Raw genomic sequence first — 26,221 nt, 5'->3', positions numbered from 1 at the left:
CCAGAGAAGAAGTGGTGGTGCGCGCCTTTCGCTGGGGCAGCCCTGGCGGGCCGTTTTGGGGCGGCTGCCATCATCTCTTTGGGATCGATCCGGGCAGCATCTTTGACCTTGAGCCGCTCAATGGGCTTCTGGCGCGCCTCAGCCCCATTGCTGTCCCGCGTGTTCGCCGGAAGGCCACGCTTGCCGGAAGATCGTGTGTGGTCGTGGATTATGTGCCGGGCGCGCCTCTTGAGGCATTCGATCACCTGCCTGAGTCTGCCCTAGAAGAGCTTGGCCGGGCGCTGGCGTGTATTCACTGCCGACGCTTTGCCTCTTACGGCCACCCGACGGGCAAGCCCCGTCACCCGTTGCCGACATTTCATACGCGGCTTGCGGAAACGATGCGGCTGCTTGTGGATCAGTTTTATCAGCATGACGCCCGTATCAGCGCCGCGCTTGAACCGATGTGGGCCGCTGCGCTGCAACTGCCGCCGCTTGAGGTGGGCGCGCTGGTGATGATCGATCTGGACCCCACGCAATTTCTGACGGACGGGGAACATCTGACGGGCCTGATAGATACTGAAGCCTATGTGATTGGGCCGCGCGCGTTCGATTTCATTGCCCTGGAGTACCTGCTGACTCAGCCCGGCGCGGCGGCTGTGGCGCGCGGGTATGCAGGGCTGCTGCCGCTCCCTGATCTGGTGGCTGTGCGTCCGGTCTATCGCTATTTCTATCGTCTGCTGGAGGCACAGGGGAAGATCGATCTGGCTGAGTGGATGGCGCGCCCCAGAGTGTTTGTCCTGTAGATAGGGCTTGTGAAAAGCCGGGAGGCAGCGCCCTCTCCCTGTTCTTCGACAGGCCAGCGTGGTAGAATAGCAAAGAAGAGGCGTTTATACCCTGGAAAGGGAGGCACTTTTATTTCATAATATAAAATACGGAGAGTGGAGGCAGTGCCGCGTAAAGTGCGTGAGCTAGCGGCTGATTATGTGCGCGCTGGCTTTCAGTTGGTAAAGAAGCAAGGGAAAGGGAGTCACCGCAAGTACAGGCATCCATTGCTGCCTGGCTCGATTCTTCTCCCAGGACAGGACGGGGATGATGCCAAGCCGTATCAGGAACAAGACTTGCGCGAGGCGCTCGAAAAGCTAGAACAAGCCAGAAAGAGGAAGCCATGAACCCACCGCGCTATAGCATCCTCATCCAGTGGTCGCCAGAAGATCAATGCTATGTTGTTACATTGCCAGAATGGGGCAACGCACACACGCATGGCGCCACCTACGCAGAAGCCGCTGAGATGGCCCAGGAAGCGCTTGAGTTGCTGATGGAAGATGAAGAAACGCTTCCCTCCCCTAATTTCTTTGTCTTTCCTGAAGAGGAGTCTCACATGGAGGAGACGAACAAAGCGCAGACGGTATGAAGCGGCGTCGGGCGCGGCCCTACTTGCGGGCAGGCACGTGCCTGGTCATAGTGCGCAATGCTTTTTCTCGCCAATCAACATCTTCTCAGGTCTCTACCAGCCCGCAGGCAGTGGATACGCGCCGTTCTTGTAATACTGGCCGACGAAGATGCGCAGGTAGCCGCCATCGTCGTCGGCGTACTGGCTCTGGTGGCTGTTGCACTGGTTGCACTGGAAGGTGCTGATCGGCGCGGGATTGGTGACACCATCTTGCCGGGCGTCGTTATATTCAGTCCCGCCGTTGCCGGGGCCAAAGAGGACGCCGATGATGCCCGCGTGGGCAAAGTCGGCGATATGGCCCAGGATATATTCGGGGCGGTTATCCTGGGTATGCCCCTTGCTGTTATTTTCGGTATCGAAGTATTGGTTGCCAGCGGGTACCTGCCACATCATGACGTGCAGCCCGCTGGCCGCTGTGAGCGCGCTGATAAATTGCAGGTAGCGCGAGAAGTTGGGCAGGGCTTTGTTCGAGCGGTCCCACCAGAGGCCCGATTGCCCGGAGTCGTGGTCGGCCACGTCGTTTGAGAGCAGGTTCCAGCGCGAGATGCCTTTGGGATTGCCTTTGATGCCCGCTGAGAGCAGGAACTGCGCTTCTTTCTGTGCCAGGCTCTTTACGTTTAGGTTGGGGTCGGTATTGCTGCTGATGTCAAATTTCGTAGCCCAGTTGGAGGCATGGATCGCCAGCACAGCGTTTGGCGCGTACAGATCGCGTATATGCAAGAGCGCCCAGGCGTAGCCCTGCGCGGTGTTGGGCAGGCCAGCCGCCGCGCCGTATCCTGAACTGGCGACGCTGGCCGGAACCGAGGCGGCGCTGTTCGAGCCGTTCACAACGCTCTGCTGCATATAGCCCCAGAGATCAGGCTCGACGATAACCAGGGTGGTCTTATGGGTCGCGCCGATCTTCTGCATGAGCAGCGCCCAGTTGGCATAGTAGGCTTTCATAAGGCTGGCGTTGGCGAGGTTGCTCAGGTCTTTTTGTTGTTCGCCGCAGCCGCCGCAGCCTCCATTCGATTGCAGGAGTTCGTAATAGACCAGCACAGGGATATAGTGGTTTTTGGCGCTTTCCTGAATATAGAGGGTGGCAAAAGCCCCTGCTGGACTGTTCCAGGTCTCCCAACCGGAGCCGGTGTTGACGCCTGCGGAGAGGTACTGATAACGATAGTCAAAGGCTGCGCCATTTTTGGCGCGCATATCGTTCATATATTGTACATTGCCAGGGTGGCTATCCAGCCCGAAGGCGAAGTGGTTGGTTCCACCCGGCTGCTTTGGCGGAGGGGTTGGCGTGACTCCTGGCCGTGTGGGAGTGATGGCGCTGGCAACCTGGGAAAGCGGGTTCTGTGGTTTCAGGTCGCTGGAAGTGGGGGCGGAGCCTGGTCCGGTTTTGGCGAAGAGCAGCCCCAGGCCGCTCCCCAGGACCAGCCCCAGGACGACGGCGAGCGCCAGCCAGAGATACACGACTCGTTTTTTAGACTGTCGTGTCGGTTGGTTCTCTGGCGCTGGATTTGGGAGCGTTGGCAAAGAGAATGAACGCACAGCAGTCCCCTTTCGCCTGGCTGGTTCTTGTGTTTCCATCCAGGCGCAGATTATACTAGAGGTTATGGGCCAAGAGCGAGAGTTATCCCCCGATTGGGCTATAGCGTCTGAAGGGTCAGCAGGGTCTGAGCGCCTGCAAAAGTTTCTGGCGCGGGCAGGCGTTGCTTCGCGTCGCCACGCTGAGGAATTGATTCGGGACGGGCGCGTGCAGGTCAATGGGCAGGCAGTGACGCACCTGGGTATGAAGGTTCAGCCAGAAAAAGACGAGGTGCAGGTGGATGGGCAGCCGGTGCGGCCCCCGGCTGCCAGGGTCTATCTCTTGCTGCATAAGCCCGCCGGGGTGGTCACGACGGCCCACGACCCCCAGGGCCGCCAGACGGCGCTTGATCTGCTGCCGCCGACGCTGCGAGCAGAGCGGCTCTTTCCGGTAGGTCGGCTTGATCTTGACAGCGAGGGGCTGCTGCTGCTGACGAACGATGGCGCGTTTGCGCTGCATCTCACGCATCCGCGCTACGAGCAAGAGAAAGAGTACCACGCGCTGGTGCGTGGTGTCCCAACGGCTGCCGCCCTGGAGCCATTGCGGCGCGGCCTCTTATTGCCTGGCGAGGCGCGCCCCACCGCTCCCGCGCAAGCTCGTTTGCTGCGGGCAATGGGCAATGGCACAAGCTGGCTCTCTGTGACGCTGCGTGAAGGGCGCAAACGCCAGGCGCGGCGTATGCTCGCGGCGGTTGGGCATCCAGTGCTGCGGCTGATTCGGGTGCGTGTTGGCTCGCTGCGCCTGGGCGATCTGCCGCCCGGCCAGTGGCGGCGTCTGAGTGCGGCGGAGGTTGAGAAGTTGGCTGGCAAATAAATTCCCCACGCTTTCTTTTGGGGCTAATTTGCTGCTATAATGAGCCAGAATATATGCCCTGGCCTGGCTTCAGGCGGCTACGGCGGGGCGATTCTCTGGAGGCGACATGCGCCAAGACCTGCAAATTGCTATTGATGGGCCTGCCGGTGTCGGCAAGAGTACCGTAGGTGAACTGCTGGCGAAGCGACTGGGCTATCTGTATCTCGATACTGGCGCTATGTATCGCGCGCTGACCTGGCTGGCCTTGCAGCGGCGCATAGACCTGGAGGATGAGGCGCCGCTGGGTTCCCTGGCCGAGACCTTCGATCTGGAGATTACGTTGCCGACGGCTACTGATGGCCGCCAGTATACCGTCAGGGTGGAGGGGCGCGATGTGACCTGGCAGCTGCGCAGCCCGGAGGTCGATCACGCGGTATCGCTGGTCTCACATCATCCGGCGGTGCGCGCCGCGATGCGCCGCCGCCAGCGGGAACGCGGCGAGCGCGGCGGCGTGGTGATGGCCGGACGCGATATTGGCACGGTGGTAATGCCCAACGCGCAGGTGAAAATCTATCTGACCGCCTCTTTGGATGAGCGCGCCCGGCGGCGCTGGCTGGAGTTGCGCGCCAAGCAGGATGAAGCGCCGACGCTTGAGGAAGTGCTGGCTGAGGTGCAGCGCCGCGATATGCTGGATAGCGCGCAGAGTCGTCCCGCCGACGATGCTGTTGTGATTCATACAGAGCATCTCACGATAGAGCAGGTTCTTGAACGCATCTTGGAGATCATCCATGAAAGAGTATAAGTGGTTCTATGAGACCTGCCGCGCGATTGTGCGTACCCTTCTGCCTCTGTTCATTCGTCTGCGTGTGGCCGGGGTCCAGAACGTGCCACAAACGGGTCCGGTCATCCTGGTGAGCAATCATCTGAACTGGACCGACATTCCGATGATTGGCCTGCGGGTGAAGCGCCGCACGCATTTTATGGCAAAGTCTGAACTCTTTCAGAAAGCGCCGCTCAAGTGGCTGGTGATTGGCCTGGGGGCTTTCCCGGTGCGTCGCGGCGAGGCTGATCGCCAGGCGATCAAGCAGGCAGACGATGTGCTGAAGGCCGGGCAGGTGCTGGTGATCTTTCCAGAAGGCACGCGCAGCCGCTCGCGCAAGATGAAAGAGGGGTTAGCGGGCGTGGCGCTGATCGCCATGCGTTCGGGCGCGCCGATTGTGCCGGTAGGCATCTATGGCTCTGAGCGGTTCAAGCCCTGGCGTATCTGGCCCTGGCGCACACCCATTACGTTGACTTATGGCGAGCCGTTCACGCTCAGCCGCGAAGATCGGCGTGGGCATACCGACCTTCAGGGCCAGTTGAATGTGATTATGCGGCAGATCGCCGCGCTGCTGCCGCCGCAGTATCGGGGCATCTACGGCGATGAGGCGAGCAGCGCGGAGACAGCCGCAGAAGCGCCCGTGTCGCTGCCCGCAAGCGCGCCGGAAAGCATCACGGCGCAGAAACAGGCCACGCCTGGAGCGCAAGCCATGAGTACAGAGGCCGCCAGCGGGTCCGGTCATTCTGGTGATTCTACTGAAATAGAGTAATGCTGCGATGGGGGAGACAGAGATCGTGCGCCTGACGGCTACCGCGCATGGGCGCGTGCATGGCGTGGGCTATCGTTATTTTGTGATTGAAGAGGCCAACGCGCTGGGTCTGCGCGGCTATGCGCGCAATCTGCCCAATGGGACGGTTGAGGTGATTGCCGAGGGGCCACGCCCCCTGCTGGAGCGATTGCTGGAATCGCTGCGTCTGGGTCCACCTGCGGCCTATGTGCGGGAGGTTGAGACTGGTTGGGGGCCAGCCACCGGCGTATTTGCGGGATTCCGGGTGCGCTATTGAGGAGAAAATATCATGGCAATTACACGCGAAGATGTTGAGAATGTGGCCCTGCTGGCTCGCCTGGGGTTGAACGAAGAAGAGAAAGAGCGGCTGATGAGCCAGCTTGGGGTGATTCTGGAAAATATGGCGATCTTGAACGAGGTTGATGTAAGCCAGGTACCCGCCAGCGCCTATATCTTGCCAGTGCGTAATGTGATGGCTCCCGACCAGCCGCGCCCTTCTGACCAGCCCAGGCAGTTGCTTGCCAACGCGCCTGAGGCTGAAGAGAACTTTTTGCGTGTCCCCGCTGTGTTGGAAGAAGCTGGCGAAGAAGCTGGAGGATAGAGAATGGCCCCACTTTGGGAAGTAACCATACACGAAGCTGCTGAATTATTGCGCCGCCGCGAGATCAGTTCGGTGGAACTGACCAGGGCGCATCTGGAGCGGATTGATGAGGTTGAGCGTGCGCTGCGCGCCTTTATCACTTTGACGCCTGATCTGGCATTGCAGCAGGCGGAAGCGGCGGATCGTCGCTTTGCCGCTGGAGAGGCTGTTTCGCCGCTGACGGGCATTCCGCTGGCGATCAAAGATGTCATCTGCACCGATAGAGTGCGCACCACCTGCGGCTCGCATATTCTGGAGGACTTTGTGCCGCCCTACGACGCGACGGTGATGCAGCGGCTCAATGCGGCGGGCATCGTGATGCTGGGCAAGACCAACATGGACGAGTTTGCGATGGGGTCTTCCACCGAAAACTCCGCCTTCTTTCCGACGCGCAACCCGTGGGATCTGGCGCGCGTGCCAGGCGGGAGCAGCGGCGGCTCGGCGGTGGCGGTGGCGGCTTGCGAGGCGCTGGGGTCATATGGCACCGATACCGGCGGCTCGATTCGCCAGCCCGGCGCGCTTTGCAATGTGACGGCGCTCAAGCCCAGCTATGGCCGGGTTTCGCGCTTCGGGCTGGTTGCCTTTGCCTCGTCGCTCGATCAAATTGGCCCCTTTGCCCGCGATGCCCGCGACGCGGCCCTGCTCTTCCAGCCGATAGCCGGGGCGGACCCGCTGGATTCGACGGCGGTTCAGGCGCCTGTGCCTGATTATAGCGCCGCGCTGACTGGCGATCTCAAGGGGCTGCGCGTGGGCATCCCTGAAGAATACTGGATTGAGGGTACCGAGCCGGGCGTCGTCGCCTCGGTGCGCGCGGCCATCGAAACGCTGCGCGATCTGGGAGCGGAGGTGGGCGAGGTGTCGCTGCCGCACACGCGCTATGGCGTCGCGGCCTATTACATTATCGCGCCTGCCGAGGCCAGCGCCAATCTGGCGCGCTATGATGGCATCAAGTATGGCCTCTCAGTGCGCGAGGAGGCCGAAGACCTGCTGGATGTCTACAAAAAGACTCGCCAGCAAGGCTTTGGGCCGGAAGTCAAGCGACGGATTATGCTTGGCACGTATGCCCTTTCTTCCGGCTATTACGATGCCTATTATCTGCGCGCCGAAAAGATACGCACGCTGATCAAACAAGACTTTGATCGCGCGTTCGAGCGGTTCGACGTGCTGGTCAGTCCGGTCTCGCCGACGGTGGCGTTCAAGATTGGCGAGAAGGTTGATGACCCCTATCAGATGTATCTCTCGGATGTCTTTACGATTCCGGCGAATCTGGCGGGCATCTGCGGCCTCTCGATGCCCGGCCCGTTCAGCGAGGGCCTGCCGGTGGGGGTGCAACTGCTGGGCGCTGCATTCAAGGAAGCGGTCTTGCTGCGCGTGGCCGATGCCTATCAACAAGTAACAGACTATCATCGCCGCCGCCCGACGCTGAATGTTACAAGCGCGGCGTAGCCAGGTGAGACAGGAGCAACCATCATGACCTTTAATCTACGCGAGAAGCAAAAGCCGCTGAAGCAGCAGTACCGGCAGGAGCCAGAGCGCGCCATCATCACCCTGACGGCCAGAGGCGATCAGACGGATACGCCGGTGGCGTGCAATGTGGACCTGGGCCGCGCCATCTATCAAGCCGAGGCGCATCCTGGCGTTGGTGGGCCTGGCGCGGGAGCCTGCTCCGGCGATCTGCTGCTGGGGGCGCTGGCCGCCTGCGCGCAGCTAACGACGCAGATGGTTGCCGAGGCGATGGGCATCAAGACCGAAAAGATCAACGTGACGGTGGAGGGCGACCTGGACTTAAAAGGCACGCTGGGGGTTGATCCCACGGTTCCGGTTGGCTTTCTGGCGATCAGGACACGGTTCGATATTGTCGCGCCAGATGCCAGCCCGGAACAGCTTGCCGCGCTGCGCGAGAAGGCGGAGAAATATTGTGTCGTCCTTTCCACGCTGCGTAACCCGCCGCCGATGGAGGCAGGCTGGGAGTAATGAGGAACAGGAATGAATAGCATCCTGGCTGTGCTGGCTGATATTCACGGCAATAGCTGGGCGCTGGAGGCTGTACGGGCCTAAAAAGGACGGTGGCATGTCACGGAGCATTCATGCTACGCGACGACAGCTTAAGGAAGCGCGGCAGGACCAGTATGCTCAGTCGCAACGGCGACGTGTCCGCATCGAACATATCCGCGCATTGCTTGGCCGGAAACGCGCCATCAAGGCGGAGGTATGGCGCGGACGCCGCCAGCCGCCATCGCTTGAAGCGCCTATTGATGGCGAGCCTCCCCCCATCCTGGTCGTAGACCAGAAAGCGTTTGTTCATTACCCCGCGAGCGTAGAGGATTTGCGGGCTGTGATGCAGCGCTTGCCATCAGAGGCGCTCACAGGGATAAGTCTCATTGAGTTGTGTCTGGGGGTGCCGTATCAGCGCCAGGAACTCGATGTTGAAAGCCTTCCTCTTGAGCGCGATCCCTTGACGGGGCGTCTTGGCGGCGAAATCCTGCCAGGAGTCTTTGGCGGGCGCTACCTTGGGACATACTTTTCATATCGCGCAACCATCAGGCTCTACGCCCATGTATATGATGACGCGCTGCCCAACCGGGAGATACTAGAACTCTATCTCCGACTACGCATGCTCTCGACCTTGCTCCACGAGATTGCTCATCATATGCAGCATAAAATCGAGAGGACACGGGGGCGCTGGTGTGTCGTAGATGGGGAGGCGAGAGAGCGAGACGCTGAGCAGCGAGAATATCGCTGGGCGCAGCAGGTGGCTGCTCCATATTTGGAGCAGAGGTACCCAGAAGCGGTAAAAGCGCTCTGTGATTGGATGGCTTATCATGGCGGCGTCTCAATCTCGCTTGCCACGCTGGCCGAAGCGCCTAAACAACCTGGCGTGTTTGTCACCACGCTGGCATTCGAGTCTTTAGTCGAGGCTGTTCATGCTCAGCAGCCGCTCAAAGAGACTCGACTGGGTTTTGCTCATAGCCTCTACTACGCGGGACACAATGCCGAAACCTTGCAGATTATTGAGCGGGTGCTGGCAGAGCATCCTCATGACGCCGAAGCCCTGACGCTCCAGGCGCATGTCTACGTCCACCAGAAACGCTACGCTGAAGCTGAACAGATCGCACAAGCTGTGATCTCAAGGGATGAAAACTCTGTGGAAGCCTGGCAGGAACTCGTTGATGCGTCCAGCGCCCAGGGGAAATGGCCTGAGTTGGAGCGGGCAACCACTAGAGTGATCGAATTAGGCAGACCGCTGGGAGTGTACGCGCTGGGGGATCGGGCGCGTGCGCGGCTGGAGCTAGGCAAGTTTCCAGAGGCGACAGCCGATATTGAGGCGCTCGCTCAGTTCCAGGGACGCGGTTCGCGGGCGGCCAATATGGCTGTAGTCCTCAAGGCCGTGCTCCTGTTGCGCACAGGCTGCTATGAGGAAGCCTGGGAAGTAGCGACAGTAAGCCTCAGAAGGCGCTGGTCTATCTGGCGGTGTGTCCTGGTTGCCGCGCGCTTGGAGGCAGCGCATTGCCTGGGCAAACCACGTCACGCTGGCAGATTGACTGCTCATGATAAAGAGTGGTTGCGGGAAATGGGGTATACGGTATGGATAGATCGCCTTGAAGGCTATCATGAGCAGAGCAGATATGCGCCATCTCAAAAATCTGAGATGGCGCATATGCGGCAGCGTTGGCGGTGAAAGCTTTCTGTCCTTTTACAGGCTGCCACGCTCTTGCGCTCGCGCTTCCTGCCATTTGCGGCGCTGTGCCTCGCGCACCTCGGCGTTGACCGGCGTATAGCCCGCCAGAAACTCCTCTCTGAAGCTGGTGAAGTGCCCATCAACAATGGCCTGGCGGGCCTGCTCCATCAGGCGGATCATGAAGCGCAGGTTGTGGATGGTGCCGAGGCGATAGTAGAGCAGTTCGCCTGCGCGGGCCAGATGATGCAGATAGCCCGCGCTGAAGGTCTGACAGGCGGCGCAGTCGCAGCCTGGCTCGACGGGACCGCGCTCAGCGCGGAAACGAGCGGCGCGGATATTCACGCGGCCATGTCGGGTATAGAGGCCGCCGTTGCGGGCGGTGCGCGTGGGCAAGACGCAATCGAACATATCAACGCCGCGCGCCACACACTCCAGCAAATCTTCCGGCGAGCCAACGCCCAGCAGATGGCGTGGCTTGCCATCGGGAAGCTCGGTGGTCGTCGCTTCCAGCAGCGGCAGCATCAGTTCCTTGGGTTCGCCTACAGAAAGCCCGCCAATAGAGAAGCCAGGGAAGGGCAGCGCGCCAATAAAACGCGCACTGGCGCGGCGGAGCGCCGGGTCAAAAGCGCCCTGAATGATGCCAAAGAGGGCTTGATCGGGTCGGCGTTTGGCGGCCAGGGCGCGCTCGGCCCAGCGGTGCGTGCGCTCCATAGCGATGACGCTGGCCTCCGGCGTGGTGGGATAGGGCAGGCATTCGTCCAGTGGCAGGATGATGTCCGCGCCGTATTGCTCCTCGACGGCAACGACGCGCTCTGGTGTCAGGAAGAGTTCGGAACCATCCAGGTGAGAGCGGAACAGCGCCCCTTCCTCGGTGAGCCTGCGCAGATGGCCCAGGCTGAAGACCTGGAAGCCGCCGCTGTCGGTGAGGATGGGGCGCTGCCACTGCATGAAGTTGTGCAGGCCGCCAAAGCTGGCGATCAGTTCGGGGCCGGGGCGCAGCAGCAGGTGATAGGTGTTGCTGAGGATGATCTTCGCTCCCAGCGTCTCCAGTTCGGCGGGCGTGACCGCTTTGACGCTGGCCTGCGTACCCACCGGCATGTAGATAGGCGTCGGGATGTCGCCGTGTGGGGTATGGATGGTTCCGGCGCGGGCGGCGCTGTGCGGATCGCGCGCGTGAACCTGGAAGGTGAAGGCTGGCGTGGCAACGGATGCAGCCATGTCGTGCTGATCATGGGAAGATAGTACTGGTTGATCTGATGAAGAACTCAACATAGCAGCCCCATTATAGCATAAGGAGAGCCGCACCGGAGAAACAGCCAGCAGAGCAGACGCCTGATGCTAGACCAACTTGATTCAGAGTGTGTCAGGATTTGACAGCCTTGAAAACTGCTTCGCAAACCCCTTGAAAAAGGGGCTGAAATAGTGTATGCTTTGTCCGGTATCCGACTCGGTCTCGTTCCGGGCCTGGCACAAGGCGTCCCACGCTGCTAGGGGAACTCTGGTAAGCCACGCTGCTATGGACCATGACACAGGATAACCGATAATTTCAAAGGGAGGTCCCTAGTTGAGCTTCGCAGACAAAACGCTCAGGTGTCGTGAGTGCGGTCAGGATTTTGTATTCACCGCCGGTGAGCAAGAGTTCTACCAGCAGAAAGGCTTGATGAATGAGCCTGCTCGCTGTCCGACGTGCCGCGCGGCACGTCGCGCCCAGGGGGGCGGACGGATGGCGGGCGGTGAGCGCGCTCCGCGCGAAATGCACCAGGTCATTTGCGCCGAGTGCGGCGCCGAGACAGAGGTTCCGTTCCTGCCAAAGAATGATCGCCCGGTGTATTGCAGCTCCTGCTACGATAAAGTGCGCGTGCGCCGCTAGATCGTTTCAAGGATCAGGTCACACAACACGATGAACAGGCCAGGAAGCTTCCTGGCCTGTTTCTCCTTTTTTTGCTATGATTCTTAAAATGGGAATGCTTCAATGCTAAGCAAATGGGAACACTTCAATGCGGGGCGCAATCATCTATCAGCATCTGGCGCCTGCCGCTTGCCCTGGCTTGAGGGACGCTGGCATTGAATGTGCTGGCAACAACTCTATTCTTCTCCTTGACGCGCCTGCGGGCGAACAGATACACTAAAATGAAGTTTTCGCGTATACGAGCAACATCGGTTGCAGCGGAAACTGTCAGGAGTAATGGCATGTCTACGGCCAGTCGTAAGGATATTCACCCGGACCATCAGTCGGCTCAGCCAGCCACAGGAGCGTTGAAGGCGCTGCTGGATGAGTGCCAACGCTATATGTCGGCCAGCGATATTGAACTGGTCGAGCATGCCTATGCGCTGGCTGAGGAGGCGCATCGCGGCGTGACGCGCCAGTCGGGCGAAGCCTATATTGAACACCCCCTGGCTGTAGCAAAAATCCTGGCTGATATGCGTATTGACGCGCAAGGGGTGGCGGCGGCGCTTTTGCATGATGTGGTCGAGGATACGCGCTTTACGCTGGACGATATTCGCGGGCGATTTGGCTCTGGGATCGCTGCCGTTGTTGATGGCGTCACCAAGTTTAACGCTTTCGAGACGAAGAAAGCGGCGCGTGGGAAGAGCGCCCTTGAAGAGAAGAAAACCGGACCTGCGAAGAGCGCGCTGCGTCTGGTCACGCCCGCGCGCGCGAGCGATGAGCAGAGCCAGGCCGAGGAGCATGCAGGCGCAGACGATGCCGGACGCATAGACGCTTCCGCCGATAGCACGACCTCGACTGAAGGCGGCGTCCAATTACGGCCCGTGCCAGCCTCAGAAGATGAAGAGCGGCGCAAGAAGCGCGTGCGCGATAGCTACATCAAACAGCAGGCTGAGACAGTGCGCAAGCTGCTGCTGGCGATGGCCGAAGACCCGCGCGTGGTAATGGTGAAGCTGGCCGACCGGCTGCATAATATGCGCACGCTGGAATCAATGAGTCCGGCGCAGCAGCAAGCCAAAGCGCGCGAGACGCGCGAGATTTACGCGCCGCTGGCTGGCCGCCTGGGTATGGGGTTGGTGAAGACGGAACTGGAAGACCTGGCTTTTAAATATCTGGAGCCAAAGAAATATCAATGGTTGAAAGAGCAAGTGTCCGAGAAGCGCGAGCAGCGCAAGGACTACATTGATCGTGTCTGCCAGATTCTGGACGAAGAGATGCGCCGCGCTGGCATCAAGGCTGAAATCTCTGGTCGCCCCAAGCACCTCTACAGCATCTATATCAAGATTGAGCGGCTAGGCGTGGACATCAGCGAGATTCACGATCTGATCGCTTTTCGGATTCTGGTGGATACAGTGGAGGATTGCTATCGGGCGCTGGGGCATATCCACATGCTCTGGCGTCCCAAGGATGGGCGCATCAAGGATTATATCGCCCAGCCCAAGCAAAACGGCTATCAGTCCCTCCATACCACCGTCTTTTGTCTGGACAACCGGCTGGCGGAGATTCAGATCCGCACGCACGAAATGCACCGCACAGCGGAACTGGGCGTGGCGACGCATTGGTACTATAAAGAGAGCGGCGGCTCAGCCTTGCCACGTCAGGAGATGCTGGCCTGGATTGAGCAACTACGCGAATGGCAAAAAGAGCTATCGCTGGGGGCGACGGAGTTTGTCGAGACGGTCAAGGATGATCTCTTCAAAGATCAGATTTTTGTCTTCACGCCCAAGGGCGATGTGAAGGAGTTGCCCGTCGGCTCGACGCCGCTGGATTTTGCCTATCGCATCCACAGCGAGGTCGGTGATCACTGCGCGGGGGCGCGCATCATCACAGACACCGAGCGGCTGATTACGCGCATGGTGCCGCTGGATTATGAACTGAAGAATGGCGAGATCGTTGATATTATCACCAACAAGAACGCTCATCCCTCCCGCGACTGGCTGGCCTTTGCGCGCAGCAAGCACGCCCGCGAGAAGATTTTGCGCTATCTGAAGACGACGGAGCGCGATATTGATATTCAGATAGGGCAGGAACACCTGGACCGCGAACTGCGCGCGCTGGGCGCGCGGGGATTGGCGGCGCTGACCGAGGATGAGAAAAGCTGGCTGCTGGGGGAGTTTGGCGAGGGCGCGTGGGAGGATTTGCTGGCTGCCGCCGGGCGCGAAAAGCTGCGCCCACATACGGTGGCGCTTCGGCTGGTTGCGCATATCCAGGAGGAGCAAAAAGCCCATGAAACGCCAACCGACCGCGAGGCGCGCGCGGCAGCGGAAGATTCGGCAGTGCTGGCGTCGTTGACGCCAACAGCGCCTGCGGAGCCAAAGCAGGCGGCTGGGCTGCTTGTTGGCGGGATGAGTGGGCTGCTTACCCGCCTGGCAAGCTGCTGTTCACCGCTGCCAGGCGATGAAGTGATCGGCTTTACCAGTCGGGGGCGTGGGGTGGTGGTGCATCGCGCCAATTGCAAGAACCTGCGACGCTACAAGGAGCGCAATGGAGAGCGGCTGATCGAGGTAAGCTGGGAGACGATGCCGCAGGAACGCTATCTGGCGCCCATTATTATTACCGCCCAGGACCGACCTGGCCTGATGCGCGATGTGGCGACAGCCGTTGGGGAAATTGGCATCAATATGACGGCGGTGGGCGCGACCACCGTTCCTTCGGCGCGCAAGGCAATCATCACGGCGACGCTGGAGATCGAGGGCCTGGAGCAGTTAAATCACATCTTTACCAGGCTGAAAAAGATGAAGGATGTGGTCAACGTCGAGCGCGACCTGCGCTGAGCGGCATGACCGATTCGCTGGCGCGCGGGCTGATAGACGATCTTCAGCCGCGCGCCAGCGTTTTTTCGTCTTCCTCGGCTTCCTGGCGTAGCTGGAGGTAGCTGCGATAGCGCGCTACGCGAATCTTGCCCTGCTTGCGGGCGCGCCGAATGGCGCAGCCCTCCTCATTTTCGGCGTGAGTGCAATCCTCGAACTCACATTTCCCCAGGTACGGACGCATCTCAATAAAACAGGAAGCCAGCCCTTCGGCGGGAATACTCCAGAGCGCCAGTTCACGGATACCGGCGGAATCGGCCAGCCAGCCGCCAAACGAGAGCGGGAAAAGCCGCACACTGGTGGTGGTATGGCGACCTTTGCCGGTAGCCTCGCTGATGGCGCCGATGCGCTGGCTGAAGCCCGGCTCCAGCGCGTTGAGCAGGGATGTTTTGCCGACCCCGGATGGGCCGGTCAGTAAAGAAGTTTTCTCACCGAGGATGTCTTTGAGCGTATCCAGCCCCTCGCCGGTGATGGTGCTGGTGCCAAGTACGCGATAGCCCAGGCGAGCGTAGAGCTTGGCCGCCTCCATGACCTCTTTGGGGCAGCCCAGGTCCATTTTATTCAAGCAGAGGATCGGCGTGATCTGATTGTGTTCCGCAATCGCCAGATAGCGGTCCAGCAAGCCGAAATGGGGTTCAGGTTCGCGGACAGCAAGCACGATGATAGCCTGATCGAGATTGGCAAGCATGATCTGCTCATTGCCGGTTTCGGAGGAGCCGCGCGACATTTTGCTGCGCCGGGGAAGCGCTTCCTCGATAACGCCGTTTTTGGCGTCAATGCGCGTGACACGCACCAGATCGCCAACGCAGATACGCAGGGGCGGAGCTTCTTCTTCGGGGGGATCAGCAACGGCAGTTGCTCTGCTTGCGCCCCTGTCAGGGGTGTTCTGGTGAGGAAGAATGGTTTTGCTGAGGCGGAGGAACTTCGAGAATCCTTTGCGGCCTGAAGCGGCCACTGCATGTTCCGGCTGAAAATGAGGTTTGCGAAGCTTGCCGCGTAAGGTGCAGCGGAGAGTCTCCTCCTCCAGAGCGACGTCGAAAATACCGTGAGCACTGCCAATCACAAGGCCAGTCATGCTGCCAGTCATGTCACCTCCACTATGCCGGACAAACGGCCAGAACACAATCAAACATCGGGTACCTCCTCATAATTAAGAACCGCTGCTGCTCAAAAGCGCGAGCGTCGAGATCACCAGCCAGGGCGTCTAAAAAAGAACACCACGAGCGTTTGTTTCATAGGCTGCTCGTGGAAGGCGGGCTGGCGAGCCAGCCCGTTCTCCAATACGTACTCATGAAGGTCTGTTGTAAGAGTTGCCTGCGGTGGGTAGGGAAAAGATCAAGTTTGCGTCCCGGACTCATAGTATTATATGCGCGGGGCATTTGGCAAGGCTTGTTACGAAACAGATTTAGGGCGTGGGCAACTCGGCGGCGAGAATCAGTCGAGAGCTATCAAGCGTGAGCGGCGCGCCGTCGTAGCCGCCAAAAGACTGGCTGACGCTGAAGCCAGCACTCTCCAGCATACGCCGTAGCTCAGCGGCAGTATACAGGCGGGTATTGATCTGCCACTGGCGCCGCCGACCATCATCATAGATCGCTGTCCATGCGGCGAGCAAGCGGCTGCTGAGCAAATCCAGCACGCGCTCTTCCAGCACCAGCACACCGATGCCTTCGCTCCAACTGCGCGCCTGAAAATTGCGAATGAGCCAGTCGCGGTGGGCTGTTTCCAGCAGAAAAGCGCCGCCTGGCCGGAGCGCGCGCGCGACAGCGGCCAGCACTTTTTCATCCTCCTCCTCGGATTCGAGATAGCCCCAACTGCTGAAGATGTTGAATGCGGCGTCGAATTCGTGGGCGAAGGGGATCTCGCGCATATCGGCGCGCACCCAGTTGATCTGTACCCCCGCGCGCTCGGCGCGTTCGGCGGCGATGTTCAGCAGCGTAGAAGAGAGGTCCAGCCCCGTTACCTGATAACCGCGCCGGGCAAGTTCGATGGAGTGCCGCCCCACGCCACAGGCAATATCCAGCACTCGCGCGCCAGGGGCCAGACGCAGGGCTTGAATGGCAAACTCGACCTGCGCGCGTGTGCGCGGCATTTGCCCGGCGAAAATAATCTCAAAATCTTCGCCGATCTCCTCGAAGGTCTGCTCGTACCAGTTTTTCATGTAATTTTCCGAGAACCAGGCTTCACCAGCGGCTGCCCCGCTGCGCAGAGAGGGCAATCGCCGGGCGCATAGCTGGGAATAGACAGATGCAGCAGCGCGTGCAGGGGCACGCCAAAATCCGCCTGCCCCTGGCTGCGGTCAATGAGGACGCCAATGCCGATTATATCAGGTTGAAAGGGCGTGAGCGCCTCTAGCACTTCGCGGATAGAGGTGCCCGCCGTCAGCACATCATCAACAATAAGCACGCGCTCGCCAGGGCGCACTTGAAAGCCGCGCCGCAGGGCGCGATGGCCGGGTCGGTCAGAGTCGTTTTCGACGAAGATGCCGCGCACGCCAAGCTGGCGCGCGACTTCATAGGCCAGCAGAATGCCTCCGGTGGTCGGGCCAACAACCACCTCGACGTTGGCTGGGCGGTAATGTTCGGCCAGGGCGCGACACAGGCGCTCGGTATGCTGAGGCCACTGGAGAACTTGAAACTTTTCCCAATAGGCGGCGCTGTGTCGGCCAGAGGTCAGCAAAAAATGCCCCTCCAACACGGCTCCTGCCGCGCGGAAAATCTGCTCAACAGCGTGTTCGTTCAGGTCGGACATAGAGGGCGCTTTCCAGGTGTGGGTATTTTCCGCATGCTACCACCGATATGGGTGCTTTGCAAGAAATATCTTGCGCGAAACATCTTGCGGGAAAAATGAGGACGCTGCACAATCCTGGCGGCGTCTCCCTAGACAGAGAGACGCCGCCAGCGCAGCGGAGCGCGATCAGGCGCTTTCGCGCCGAACGGTGAAGGCCGCCAGCACCACCATCAAGGCGGCGAAGCCAACCAGCACCAGCAGATCGGGCCAGATGGTTTCTAACCCCTTGCCTTTGAGCATGACATCCGTAAGGCCAAAGTTGGCCCAGGTGAGCGGCAAGGCATAGGCGATCTGCTTGAGGACGACTGGCAGGCTGCTGACCGACCAGAAGAGGCCGCCGAGCAGCGCCTGGGGGACCAGCACCAGCGGGATAAATTGGATGACCTGGAGTTCGTTGCGCGCGTAGGTGGAAAGGAAGATGCCCAGGTTGACGCTGCCCACCGTCAGGGCCAGGGTGATCAGGAAGATCAGCCCCAGGTTGCCCGCATAATGCACCTGGAGAACATAGATCACATAGAGCAGGATGAGCAGCGATTGCACGACAGCAAAGATGGTGAAGCCCAGCACGTAGCCCAGTACCAGTTCGGCGCGGCTCAGCGGCGAGATCAGCAGCCGCTCGATGGTGCCGCGCGCGCGCTCGCGCAGGAACGAGACAGAGGTGAGCAGAAAGATGAAGAAGAAGGCGAACAGCCCGACAAAGAGCGGCGCGAGCGCATCCGTCTGGCCGTAGTCTTTGCTGCTGGCGGGCAGATATTCGCTGGTCACGCTGAGAGCGGGGCTGCTGGTTAGAGACGCGCCCGCCGCGCTCTGGCCGCTTGGAGCCGCCTGCTGCGTCAGATTTTTGATGAGGGCTGTCACGGCGTTATTGAGGGCTTTGGCCGGGCCAGGTTTTGAGCCATCGAGCTTCAGGGTGACGCTTTCGGCTGCCGCGTTGCCTTGCTGAAGTTGGGCAGCAAAATCGGCTGGGAAGATCAGCACCCCATTGGCGTCGCCGTTGTCGAGCGTGCTGTCCACATCGCTGGCGGCGATGTAGCTGACGCTCAGCGTGTCTTTTTGCTGCTCAAGCGCCTGCTTCAGATTCTGGTTAAAGAGAGCGGTGGCCTGATCACTGCCGGTGGGCAGGACGACGGCCAGTGTAATCGCTGATGTTTGATTGTTCAGAACCAGATTGAGCAGGGTCATGACCAGGATAGGCGCCAGAAAAATGAGCGCCAGGGTACGCGGGTCGCGCAGGAACTGACGCACGATGCGCAGCGTCAGAGCGCCGATACGCAGGAACGACATAGCGCAAGCCTCCTGTTGATGACGGTGTTAGTACGAAAACGATGCAAAAAGTGAGCGTTTCCTCAGCCAGCAAGAGAACGCTTTCGTCGCCAGAGTGACAGACGCGGAATCCAGCGGGGTACCTGGGCGCAGTAGTCCTGGTAGGATGCGCCAAACTGTCGCCGCAAGCGCGGCTCTTCATAGAACACGACAAACAGGTGAACAGCCACGAAGACCAGCGCGGCGTAGATGACAAGGCTCAGCGAGTGGAACAGCAGCGCCTCGCCAAGCAAGGCCGTGAGAACGCCCACGTACATTGGGTTCCTCACCACGCGGTATGGGCCTCTTGCCACCAGATGTTTCGGCGGGTCAATCGGGGCGGGCGTCCCCTGGCCTGCAAAGGTAAAATGCCACGCGCACCACAGGTAGATGCCCACACCGATCAGGAAGGGAAGCATCCCAAGCATCCAGAGCGAGCCTATCTCCAGATGAAATCCGCCCTCCTGGGAGGCCAGCAGCCACAAAGGGAAATAGACTATTACCGCGCCGGGAACCAGGACGGTGAACAGTAGTGTCTTTAGCAGTGTCATAGACGTACCTCCCTGTTTGCGTTTCGGTCTCTCTCATTGTGGATGGAGTTCGAAAACTGGTCGGCCTCTAGCCGCTTCTTCTGGGTGGTCGAGATCAACCTGATCAATGTGACGCACAATCCACGCGCCGACCCGTGTCCGCTGGACGCGAGGGCGCAGAACGTCCCGAAAGAACGCAGTGGTTTCTGTCGGCCCTAACTCGACGGCAGTCACCTCTTCTTTTCGCCGTCTCACAGTGATAGTGGCCCGGCCAGCAGCACGTAAATTGCGTACCCAGTTGACTTCGCCGTAGGGGGCCATCAGCCACCGCTTGTCGGAGAACTCGATGACGGTCAAGGGCGTGGTCCGAGGCAGACCGCTCTTGCGACCTCGCACAGTGACAAGCACGTTGGGTCCCATCGGGATGCCAGCAGCCAGGAGCAGCCGGGCTATGGGGTTGAAGATGGGGACGAACCAGGGAAGCCGGGTGGATTTGCTCTGCCCTGCCATAGTGAAAATACCTCCTTGCTTTTAGCGTTCTGAAAGCAATATCTGCTTCAGATAGTCAATGAGGCGCGCGGCCTCAGCCGGATAACTGCGATAGCCGATGTAGCCGTCGGGGCGAATCAGATACAGGCACTCGGCAATCGCGCCGTAGCCTTGATGCAGTGTAAGTTCCGGGTCCAGCAGGATTGCTGCGCGGGACGCGCCGCTGGCAGGCGCAGCCCTGCCTGCCGCGACGAGATAGACGTTGATCTGCTGGCTATAGCTGGCGTTGATGTCATCAGCCAGCCTCGTCAGGCGCTGCCAGGATTCCTCCTGGTGGTCTGTGTCAGCCATAAGCAGGAGCGTGTGCTTTGTACTGCGCAGCGCCTCGAACAGCCGGACGCTGGTCCCATCCGCACGCAGCAGTGAGGTGGCGTCCGGCGCGCGATCACCGGCCCTGGGGCCGCCAATGATGTGTCCGTGATTGAAGCGGCTGTGATGGTATTCGGCGACAATCTGGCTCTTGCGATAGTTGATGCTTAACTCGGAGATTTGTCCGGTCAGGCGCTGCTGGATGAAGTCCTGCTGTACCAGCAGCGGCACAAGCCGGTTGCGGATGTGCTGGGCAATCGGATTGCGCAGCGTTGCGCCTTTGATCATCATATCAGTGGTGCGCATGACGCTTTCAGCGACGGGATGGCGCTCGCTCTCGTAGGTATCGAGCAGCGAAGATGGCGCGTAGCCAGCGGTTACGAGGGCCAGCTTCCAGGCCAGGTTATAAGCGTCCTGAAGGCCGGTATTCATGCCCTGGCCGCCAGCGGGGCTGTGGATATGCGCGGCGTCGCCAGCCAGGAAGGCGCGCCCGTGTCGCGTGTGCGCTGCCTGGCGTAGATGGGTGCGAAACGCGGCCAGCCAGGCTGGATCGCTGGCGGTACTCCCCGCCGGGGCGAATTTGTTGAGATACCCCTGGATCTCTTCCAGAGTCGGGTCTGGCATCTTTTCTTCGCCAGCCTCCGCCGCTGTTTCGAAGATCAGGCGATAGCGCCCGCCGGGCATGGGGAAAGCGGCGAACAGGCCATCCTGGCTCAAAAACAAGTACAATTCATCGTCTGGAAGCGGCCAGTGCAGCTTGACATCGGCCAGCGCGAAGGCTTCAGGATAGGCTGAGCCGCTGAATGGAACATTGAGCCTGTGGCGCACCGCACTGTGCGCGCCGTCGCAGCCGGTCAGCCAGGATGTGGTAACGGTTTCTTCGTGGCTGTCGGCATGGCGAAGCCTGGCAGTGACAGCCTGCTCGTCCTGACTGAAGTCAATCAGTTCTACCTGCCGCTCAACCTGAACGCCCAACTGTTCAAGATGCTGGCTCAAGATACGCTCGGTTTCGCTTTGGGGCAGGTTCAGCATGAAGGGATAAGGCCCATGCAGGTCGTCGAAGCTGATGTGGATGATGCGCTGGCCGTCGGCGTAAATGTTGACGCCGTGTTGCTTGAGACCATGAGCCAGCGCCTCATCGAGAACGCCAATCTGCTCGAAGACCTCCAGCGTTCGTGAGTGCAGACCGAGTGCTTTAGAAGTGGTGCTGGCGTGTGGCAATTTATCAATGATGCGACACGGGACACCATGCCGCGCCAACTCCGAGGCCATCATCAAGCCGGTTGGACCAGCGCCAATGACCAGCGCCGCCGGGGTGTTCTGAGGTACTTCAGCCATTGCTTTGACTCCTCTCCTTTAAGAATAGGCGCGAGTGATTCACGCCTGGCCCCTGGTGCGGGTGGCGAAGTACAGGAAGGCTTCTTCCATCGTCTCTTTGCCAGAGAGCGTGGTGAGTTCGTTGGGTTGACCTTCGGCCAGCAGCGCGCCAGAGCGCATCAGGCCGAGGTGATGGCAGCGCGAGGCTTCGTCCAGATGATGGGTGGAGACAACGATAGTAACACCCTGGGCGTTCAGCCGGATAAAGTGGTCCCAGAAGGCCAGGCGCAGTTCAGGATCAATGCCAACGGTTGGCTCGTCCAGCAGCAGCAAGCGTGGCTGATGAATCAAGGTGCTGGCAAGCAGCACCCGCTGCTTCATGCCGCCGCTGAGGGTCTCAACGATGCTGCGCGCGCGGTCAACGAGGTCAACCGTCTCAAGTACGGCGCTCACGCGCTGCTGAAGTGGCTGGCCGCGCAGCCCATAGATGCGGCCAAAGAACTCCAGGTTTTCGCGGATGGTCAATTCCTGGTAAAGCGCGTTGTTCTGCGTCATATAGCCAATATCTTTGGCGATCTGGCGGTTGGGCATGCGCTGCCCCAGGATGCGCACCTCGCCAGCGGTGGGCCTGGTCAGCCCAACAATAATACGAATCAGCGTGGTCTTGCCGGAGCCGTTAGGGCCGATCAATCCGTAGGTTTCTCCGGGGCGGATGTTCATGGTGAAGTTGTCAAGCGCGCGCAGTTTCCCAAAATCCTTGGTGACGCCGCGAATAGCGACCAGTGGCTCGGCGCTGCTCGCGGCCTTCAAGCTGATGTCAGCATTCTCTGGACCATGAGGCGCGGGTGTTGGCGAACTGGCGGACATGCTGCGAACCTCCTCGTTGATATTAACTAATTGGTCAATCAAATCAAGGCTCAAAAAAAGCGGTCCTAATCGGGCCGCATGCCACGCAGAAAGATGCCAACAAGGGTGTTGACGATCTCATCGGCTGAGTAGCTCAGCATTTTCGCATCACCCAGGAACCGCCGTCGGACGAGGCTTGCCATCAGGCCCGCCAGGAAGGTTTGCGCGCAAAGGGTAGGATCGCCCTGTCTGAGCCGCCCCTGCTCCATCTGCGCGGCAAGATAGCGGGCCAGTGTCTCCAGCAGCCGGTTGATGTTCGTGTTCGCCAGTGTGCGAATGTGTTCAGAGTAGGCAGCCTCGCCCACAAAAACCTTGAAGATGTTCATAGCATCCTGGTTATCCAGTCGGCTGAGTCCGTAGTGAGCCAGTATTGGCAAGACCTGTTCGGGTGGGAAGGTTTGCATATGATCCAGGGGGAGTGGAAAGGCTCCTGGCGCCAGGCGATTCTCCAGTATAGCAAAGAACAGATCTTCTTTGTTTCTAAAGTAAAAATAGATAAGCCCAGGCGAAACACCGGCTGCGTCGGCAATATCCTGATTGGTTGCGCCCTTGAACCCCTTATCTGCAAATACTTTCAGGGCAGCTTCAAGAATCTGGCTGCGGCGTTCTTCAGTTGGTGGTCCTGGCTTGCGAGGCATCCGTCCGGTCTCCTGTATGCCTGAATTGCACGTTACTTATTAACTAATCAATTAACAACATTCTACCTTACGATGCGCGCTTTGTCAAGAGGATAGGGCGCGGTTCTACCAAAAAGCGGGGGCCACCTGTACCGCCGCCGTCTCGGCGGCGAACGCTGCGCCAGGGCGAGCGTTCGCCCGCCAGGCCACGGCGCCAGCAGGCCAACGTTGGCCGCCGAGACGGCGGCGCTACCAGCGGCAACCCCCGATCATTGGTGGAACCGGGGGCGCTCTTTTGGGGAAATCGCGGTTGATGCGCCCTGAGAGCCAATGGCTGACCCTGGTAAGCAAAGAGCCAGAGAAGCGTTACGACTTGCCAGGCTCAACCGTTGAATAATCAAAGCCCCTTGTCTGGATGCTCGGCAGGTTCATCCCTGCTGATCGGGCGGGGTTCGTGGGGGCGACTCCAGAAAGAAAGTGTACAACGCGCTATGCGAGTTTCTCCACGTGGGCGAGCCATTCTGCACCCGATTTCAGCAGAGACGGCGAGCGAGCGCACCTATCGGCCTGGTGATTTTGTTTTGACGCGCAGCAAGGGCGCTCTGGCGCGGGCGATGGGCCTGGCAACCGCCAGCCGATTGAACCAGGCGGCGCTGATTGTGGACAGCAGCGGCGGACTGATTGAGGTCAATCCGTTTTTTGTGACAACGTGGGGTGGGCTGCGTCGCTCGCACATCAATGAATATCTGGAGCGTGGCGCGCCGGTCCTGGTGGGTTATGTGGAACTGCTGGATGGCACGCGCGATGAGGTGGTGCGCTTTGCCGAGCAGATGCTGCGCGAGCAGCGCCGCTTTAGCGAGTGGCAGTTCGCCGGGCTGCTCTTGCACCTGGGCATTGGGGTTGCGCCGCGCAACCTGACCGGCACGTTTCGCGCGCTGCGCCCTTTGCATGCGCTCTTCGATCATCACGCGCTCGTCTTGAAAGAGGAGAACATCTTTACCTCCGCTGAACTGGTGGCGCGGGCGCTGGAACGTGGCGGGTTTCTGTGGGGGAAAGACCCGGCCTATATGACTCCGGCTGACCTGTTGGAACGCTTTTGCCCGCCAGGACGAAACCAGGAACTGCAACGGGCGATTACGCCAGGAGCTATTTCGGCCAGGGTACGCGCTCCGGTGCGCTCTGGCGGCCCACAGCGAATGATGCGCGTGGGAACCGCTGGCGCCGGGGCAGCGCCGCTCGGCGAGGCGCCTGAAAGTGAAGCAGCGATCACGGCGCCAGCGAGTTCAGGCGGATCGCGCATCCTCCATCCACAGGAGCAGATGGCCTGGGGCGTAGGAGCGATTCTTCTAGGTGGCCTGGTGGTCACGCTTGGGCTGGGCTGGGCCGCGCGTGCGCTGAAGATGACAAGGTATAAATAGGCGGCAAGAGCCTTCTCCTCTTCAGCGGGTCGCTGCGCCGAGCAGGTCAAGCTGCTGTTCCAACCACGCGATGATATGCGCCTTGTCCTTATGCTCTGGCGCGATCCTTTCCCACAACTCCGTAAAGTAATCGTGAAAGGCGTGGACAATGGTTGACTCGTTGATGACCAGTTCGATCATAATGTCCTTGCCGGTCCTATCGGTGGACCAACTCAACATCAGGGCCGTATGCTGCCCGGCAACCTCCCAGAACATTTCGCTTGGCACAAACTGCTCTTCCTCCTCATCAATGATTGCAAGCTCGTAATGCTCATGTGTTCGCAGCAGATGAATCGCATACTCTAGCTGCTGGCGCCGCGCCTTTTCGGAGAGGGTGAAGCCTGGGGGGAGTCGATCATTGCGAGGCGCTTCTCCATGATGGATCAACCGTTCGATGCCCCGGCGGGCGCAAATATCCCGATAGGGGTGTACGGCGACGTTTGCCTGGAAGGCTGTCTGCCTGCGAAACTGACACTCCAGCGCGGCGTTGAGGGGCACACCGCTCTCAGCAATGACCTGGGCCAACAGCGCGCCCTGGCGGTACCATGCGGGCGGCTCCGTCAGAAAAGTGAAGCCATCCTTGACAGCCAGCCTGCCGCCAGGCTGATCCTCGGCGTCAGCATATGCCTGCCAGATATTGGCTCCGTCCTCCGGCAGATAGATATGCGTCAGCGGCTGGCTCATGGCGTAAAGCTGGTCGAAATGCGTGTGAAACAATTCGATCTGCTCAAGATCATGGGCCAGCAGCGCGGCATCGGCGCGGCGCGGATTCTGGGTCGCAAAGAAAAGCATGGCTGCGGTCTTGGGAACGATCAGCAGGTCGTAGGGCGGCGCGAGCGTGCCGTAGGAGTTCATATAGTAGGGAAAATAACGGCCTGTGCCAAGCAACCTGAGTATATTCTCTACCAACAAGATAGAGCGCCGTATGTCTTGATCGATCCGCCAGAGGTGACAGACCTGCCAGCCTCGTTGCAGCACGCTCTGGAGCGCCTTCATATAGCGATCCTGAAGCTCAGGGAAGTCGCTATAGGCGTCTTGCGCCCCCTGAAAGGTGAGCATCACGGTGTTGTTCTGGTGCGGTGGAAGTGGCGCGAGGGCTTCTAACAGGCTGATGATGGCCTCCAGAATGGCAGGCCGTCCCCAGATCACTCCACTAGGCCTGGCTGCCAGAGGCTGAAGCGAGGACAGCGCCGCCGTGCTGCTTCCATTTGCTTGCGGGCGAGGCGCTGCCTGGCGCAGCAAACGTTCTACGGCTGCGCTGTCGTGGCGGGTTCTTGGCCGTTGCTCCATTGGCCTGCTCAGGGAGAAGATTTGCGCTTCTTTCAGTTGGCTGAGTTCTGCCTGACTCAGATGCAGCTTGAACGCGATCTCGTCGCAATAGGCGGTGTCCAGCTTGGGAATGGCTTTATTGTGCAGCCAGCGATACACCAGGGCCGGATCAATGCTCAGCATGGTGGCGAGACGTGAGCCGGAACACTCTCGCTCGTGCAGAAGCTGAGTTAAATAGTCCCCGAATCGTATGCTACTCATGCTTGCCAATACCTCCTTTGCTGCTGCATAGCAGAGCTGCGCCACGGCTTCTGCTGCTTCCCTGCCAGTCGTATCTGTGACTTTTCTCTCCTGATAGGACACTTTTGGCCTGGAAATACACTGTATTTTGCCTGGCAGCGGATTACACTTGAGTTGGCGTATGCAAAGAAGCTGCGCACCCACTTCACCCCAGGTCGGGCCGGGCTTCAGTGTAGAGGGCGAAGCGGCCTGTATCTGGATCGAGTGAGCAGCCCTTGCCTCGGCCCGCCTGGAGGCTTATGGGGCGCCGTGCCGTAGCCTCCCTTTCTTCACTATAGAATACGAAAGGAGGATTCGCTAACTCACTTTTCCCAACAATGGATGGCTTCGTCTTCAAGGGGTATGTCCTGGATTATCCTGGTTTCTTGCATCACTGAAGCATGTTTGCACTGGTTGTTTC

Annotated in this window: 25 protein-coding genes; 13 read left to right on the top strand and 12 right to left on the bottom strand. The window is 59.8% G+C overall.

From position 1 onward, the window contains the following. Window positions 1-17 precede the first annotated feature (17 nt). The gene (locus VH599_12975) at window positions 18-785 is read left to right on the top strand and encodes a phosphotransferase (GenBank protein ID HEY7349219.1); all 768 of its coding nucleotides are present in this window, start codon (window positions 18-20) and stop codon (window positions 783-785) included. Between the two features lie 362 nt (window positions 786-1,147). Next, entirely contained in the window at window positions 1,148-1,393 is a 246-nt protein-coding gene (locus tag VH599_12970; GenBank protein HEY7349218.1) for a hypothetical protein, read from the top strand. Window positions 1,394-1,486: 93 nt separating this feature from the next. Here the strand turns inward: VH599_12970 and VH599_12965 are convergent, their stop codons facing one another. Next, window positions 1,487-2,965, bottom strand: a complete 1,479-nt coding sequence (locus tag VH599_12965) for a hypothetical protein (protein ID HEY7349217.1) — start codon at window positions 2,963-2,965, stop codon at window positions 1,487-1,489. Between the two features lie 64 nt (window positions 2,966-3,029). Here VH599_12965 and VH599_12960 point away from each other — a divergent pair, with 64 nt between their 5' ends. The 8 genes from VH599_12960 to VH599_12925 all read left to right on the top strand — a co-directional run bounded on the left by VH599_12960 (window position 3,030) and on the right by VH599_12925 (window position 9,720). Then, window positions 3,030-3,815, top strand: a complete 786-nt coding sequence (locus VH599_12960; GenBank protein ID HEY7349216.1) for a pseudouridine synthase — start codon at window positions 3,030-3,032, stop codon at window positions 3,813-3,815. Window positions 3,816-3,921: 106 nt separating this feature from the next. Beyond that, entirely contained in the window at window positions 3,922-4,596 is a 675-nt protein-coding gene (gene cmk, locus VH599_12955) for a (d)CMP kinase (GenBank protein ID HEY7349215.1), read from the top strand. After that, entirely contained in the window at window positions 4,583-5,383 is an 801-nt protein-coding gene (locus VH599_12950) for a lysophospholipid acyltransferase family protein (protein ID HEY7349214.1), read from the top strand. The genes cmk and VH599_12950 overlap by 14 nt, the downstream gene beginning before the upstream one ends. Window positions 5,384-5,390: 7 nt before the next feature. Next, a complete protein-coding gene (locus VH599_12945; GenBank protein ID HEY7349213.1) occupies window positions 5,391-5,678 on the top strand; it encodes an acylphosphatase in 288 nt (95 codons plus the stop codon). A 12-nt stretch (window positions 5,679-5,690) separates the two neighbouring features. Beyond that, entirely contained in the window at window positions 5,691-6,002 is a 312-nt protein-coding gene (gatC, locus tag VH599_12940) for an Asp-tRNA(Asn)/Glu-tRNA(Gln) amidotransferase subunit GatC (GenBank protein ID HEY7349212.1), read from the top strand. Between the two features lie 3 nt (window positions 6,003-6,005). Further along, the gene (gene gatA, locus VH599_12935; GenBank protein ID HEY7349211.1) at window positions 6,006-7,487 is read left to right on the top strand and encodes an Asp-tRNA(Asn)/Glu-tRNA(Gln) amidotransferase subunit GatA; all 1,482 of its coding nucleotides are present in this window, start codon (window positions 6,006-6,008) and stop codon (window positions 7,485-7,487) included. 24 nt (window positions 7,488-7,511) lie between these two features. Next, entirely contained in the window at window positions 7,512-8,015 is a 504-nt protein-coding gene (locus tag VH599_12930) for an OsmC family protein (GenBank protein ID HEY7349210.1), read from the top strand. 97 nt (window positions 8,016-8,112) lie between these two features. Continuing rightward, window positions 8,113-9,720, top strand: coding sequence for a tetratricopeptide repeat protein (locus VH599_12925; GenBank protein HEY7349209.1), 1,608 nt, complete (start codon window positions 8,113-8,115; stop codon window positions 9,718-9,720). A 15-nt stretch (window positions 9,721-9,735) separates the two neighbouring features. Here the strand turns inward: VH599_12925 and tgt are convergent, their stop codons facing one another. Beyond that, window positions 9,736-10,938 carry a tRNA guanosine(34) transglycosylase Tgt gene (gene tgt / locus VH599_12920; protein ID HEY7349208.1) on the bottom strand — a complete coding sequence of 401 codons (1,203 nt, stop codon included), beginning with the start codon at window positions 10,936-10,938 and terminating at the stop codon, window positions 9,736-9,738. 346 nt (window positions 10,939-11,284) lie between these two features. Between tgt and VH599_12915 the strand changes: the two genes are divergently transcribed. Together VH599_12915 and VH599_12910 are read left to right on the top strand one after the other, a co-directional pair. Further along, entirely contained in the window at window positions 11,285-11,590 is a 306-nt protein-coding gene (locus tag VH599_12915) for a zinc-ribbon domain containing protein (GenBank protein ID HEY7349207.1), read from the top strand. Between the two features lie 320 nt (window positions 11,591-11,910). Beyond that, on the top strand, window positions 11,911-14,442 hold the full coding sequence (locus VH599_12910) for a bifunctional (p)ppGpp synthetase/guanosine-3',5'-bis(diphosphate) 3'-pyrophosphohydrolase (GenBank protein ID HEY7349206.1): 2,532 nt from the start codon (window positions 11,911-11,913) through the stop codon (window positions 14,440-14,442). 43 nt (window positions 14,443-14,485) lie between these two features. Here the strand turns inward: VH599_12910 and rsgA are convergent, their stop codons facing one another. The 9 genes from rsgA to VH599_12865 all read right to left on the bottom strand — a co-directional run bounded on the left by rsgA (window position 14,486) and on the right by VH599_12865 (window position 22,816). Continuing rightward, window positions 14,486-15,565: a ribosome small subunit-dependent GTPase A gene (rsgA, locus tag VH599_12905; GenBank protein ID HEY7349205.1), complete on the bottom strand. Its 1,080-nt coding sequence runs from the start codon at window positions 15,563-15,565 to the stop codon at window positions 14,486-14,488. Window positions 15,566-15,883: 318 nt separating this feature from the next. Next, a complete protein-coding gene (locus tag VH599_12900; protein ID HEY7349204.1) occupies window positions 15,884-16,636 on the bottom strand; it encodes a methyltransferase domain-containing protein in 753 nt (250 codons plus the stop codon). Beyond that, complete coding sequence (gene pyrE, locus VH599_12895; GenBank protein ID HEY7349203.1) at window positions 16,633-17,226, bottom strand: orotate phosphoribosyltransferase; 594 nt, start codon at window positions 17,224-17,226, stop codon at window positions 16,633-16,635. The genes VH599_12900 and pyrE overlap by 4 nt, the downstream gene beginning before the upstream one ends. 165 nt (window positions 17,227-17,391) lie before the next feature. After that, window positions 17,392-18,549, bottom strand: coding sequence for an ABC transporter permease (locus VH599_12890; protein ID HEY7349202.1), 1,158 nt, complete (start codon window positions 18,547-18,549; stop codon window positions 17,392-17,394). 62 nt (window positions 18,550-18,611) lie between these two features. Then, window positions 18,612-19,118 carry an isoprenylcysteine carboxylmethyltransferase family protein gene (locus tag VH599_12885; protein ID HEY7349201.1) on the bottom strand — a complete coding sequence of 169 codons (507 nt, stop codon included), beginning with the start codon at window positions 19,116-19,118 and terminating at the stop codon, window positions 18,612-18,614. A gap of 33 nt (window positions 19,119-19,151) precedes the next feature. Next, window positions 19,152-19,607 (bottom strand): nitroreductase family deazaflavin-dependent oxidoreductase, encoded by a 456-nt coding sequence (locus tag VH599_12880; protein HEY7349200.1) that lies wholly within the window; start codon window positions 19,605-19,607, stop codon window positions 19,152-19,154. A gap of 21 nt (window positions 19,608-19,628) precedes the next feature. Continuing rightward, a complete protein-coding gene (locus tag VH599_12875; GenBank protein ID HEY7349199.1) occupies window positions 19,629-21,293 on the bottom strand; it encodes an FAD-dependent monooxygenase in 1,665 nt (554 codons plus the stop codon). Between the two features lie 39 nt (window positions 21,294-21,332). After that, window positions 21,333-22,139 carry an ABC transporter ATP-binding protein gene (locus tag VH599_12870; protein ID HEY7349198.1) on the bottom strand — a complete coding sequence of 269 codons (807 nt, stop codon included), beginning with the start codon at window positions 22,137-22,139 and terminating at the stop codon, window positions 21,333-21,335. A gap of 65 nt (window positions 22,140-22,204) precedes the next feature. Further along, window positions 22,205-22,816, bottom strand: a complete 612-nt coding sequence (locus VH599_12865; GenBank protein HEY7349197.1) for a TetR/AcrR family transcriptional regulator — start codon at window positions 22,814-22,816, stop codon at window positions 22,205-22,207. 470 nt (window positions 22,817-23,286) lie between these two features. Between VH599_12865 and VH599_12860 the strand changes: the two genes are divergently transcribed. Next, window positions 23,287-24,213 carry a hypothetical protein gene (locus tag VH599_12860; protein ID HEY7349196.1) on the top strand — a complete coding sequence of 309 codons (927 nt, stop codon included), beginning with the start codon at window positions 23,287-23,289 and terminating at the stop codon, window positions 24,211-24,213. 21 nt (window positions 24,214-24,234) lie between these two features. Here the strand turns inward: VH599_12860 and VH599_12855 are convergent, their stop codons facing one another. Next, entirely contained in the window at window positions 24,235-25,782 is a 1,548-nt protein-coding gene (locus VH599_12855) for a hypothetical protein (GenBank protein ID HEY7349195.1), read from the bottom strand. Window positions 25,783-26,221: the final 439 nt, after the last annotated feature.

Source organism: Ktedonobacterales bacterium, assembly GCA_036557285.1.
Taxonomy (GTDB): domain Bacteria; phylum Chloroflexota; class Ktedonobacteria; order Ktedonobacterales; family DATBGS01; genus DATBHW01.
Note: the sequence above shows the minus strand (reverse complement) of the source record. Positions and strands in the feature narration are given on the sequence as shown.

Coding starts and splice junctions, on each gene's coding strand:
- VH599_12950 (HEY7349214.1), top strand. CDS start 4,583: ATGAAAGAGTATAAGTGGTTCTATGAGACCTGCCGCGCGATTGTGCGT.
- VH599_12860 (HEY7349196.1), top strand. CDS start 23,287: ATGCGAGTTTCTCCACGTGGGCGAGCCATTCTGCACCCGATTTCAGCA.
- VH599_12890 (HEY7349202.1), bottom strand. CDS start 18,549: ATGTCGTTCCTGCGTATCGGCGCTCTGACGCTGCGCATCGTGCGTCAG.
- VH599_12870 (HEY7349198.1), bottom strand. CDS start 22,139: ATGTCCGCCAGTTCGCCAACACCCGCGCCTCATGGTCCAGAGAATGCT.
- tgt (HEY7349208.1), bottom strand. CDS start 10,938: ATGGCTGCATCCGTTGCCACGCCAGCCTTCACCTTCCAGGTTCACGCG.
- VH599_12880 (HEY7349200.1), bottom strand. CDS start 19,607: ATGGCAGGGCAGAGCAAATCCACCCGGCTTCCCTGGTTCGTCCCCATC.
- gatA (HEY7349211.1), top strand. CDS start 6,006: ATGGCCCCACTTTGGGAAGTAACCATACACGAAGCTGCTGAATTATTG.
- VH599_12865 (HEY7349197.1), bottom strand. CDS start 22,816: ATGCCTCGCAAGCCAGGACCACCAACTGAAGAACGCCGCAGCCAGATT.
- VH599_12875 (HEY7349199.1), bottom strand. CDS start 21,293: ATGGCTGAAGTACCTCAGAACACCCCGGCGGCGCTGGTCATTGGCGCT.
- VH599_12930 (HEY7349210.1), top strand. CDS start 7,512: ATGACCTTTAATCTACGCGAGAAGCAAAAGCCGCTGAAGCAGCAGTAC.
- VH599_12960 (HEY7349216.1), top strand. CDS start 3,030: ATGGGCCAAGAGCGAGAGTTATCCCCCGATTGGGCTATAGCGTCTGAA.
- VH599_12910 (HEY7349206.1), top strand. CDS start 11,911: ATGTCTACGGCCAGTCGTAAGGATATTCACCCGGACCATCAGTCGGCT.
- cmk (HEY7349215.1), top strand. CDS start 3,922: ATGCGCCAAGACCTGCAAATTGCTATTGATGGGCCTGCCGGTGTCGGC.
- VH599_12925 (HEY7349209.1), top strand. CDS start 8,113: ATGTCACGGAGCATTCATGCTACGCGACGACAGCTTAAGGAAGCGCGG.
- rsgA (HEY7349205.1), bottom strand. CDS start 15,565: ATGACTGGCAGCATGACTGGCCTTGTGATTGGCAGTGCTCACGGTATT.
- VH599_12970 (HEY7349218.1), top strand. CDS start 1,148: ATGAACCCACCGCGCTATAGCATCCTCATCCAGTGGTCGCCAGAAGAT.
- VH599_12885 (HEY7349201.1), bottom strand. CDS start 19,118: ATGACACTGCTAAAGACACTACTGTTCACCGTCCTGGTTCCCGGCGCG.
- VH599_12945 (HEY7349213.1), top strand. CDS start 5,391: ATGGGGGAGACAGAGATCGTGCGCCTGACGGCTACCGCGCATGGGCGC.
- VH599_12855 (HEY7349195.1), bottom strand. CDS start 25,782: ATGAGTAGCATACGATTCGGGGACTATTTAACTCAGCTTCTGCACGAG.
- VH599_12900 (HEY7349204.1), bottom strand. CDS start 16,636: ATGAAAAACTGGTACGAGCAGACCTTCGAGGAGATCGGCGAAGATTTT.
- pyrE (HEY7349203.1), bottom strand. CDS start 17,226: ATGTCCGACCTGAACGAACACGCTGTTGAGCAGATTTTCCGCGCGGCA.
- gatC (HEY7349212.1), top strand. CDS start 5,691: ATGGCAATTACACGCGAAGATGTTGAGAATGTGGCCCTGCTGGCTCGC.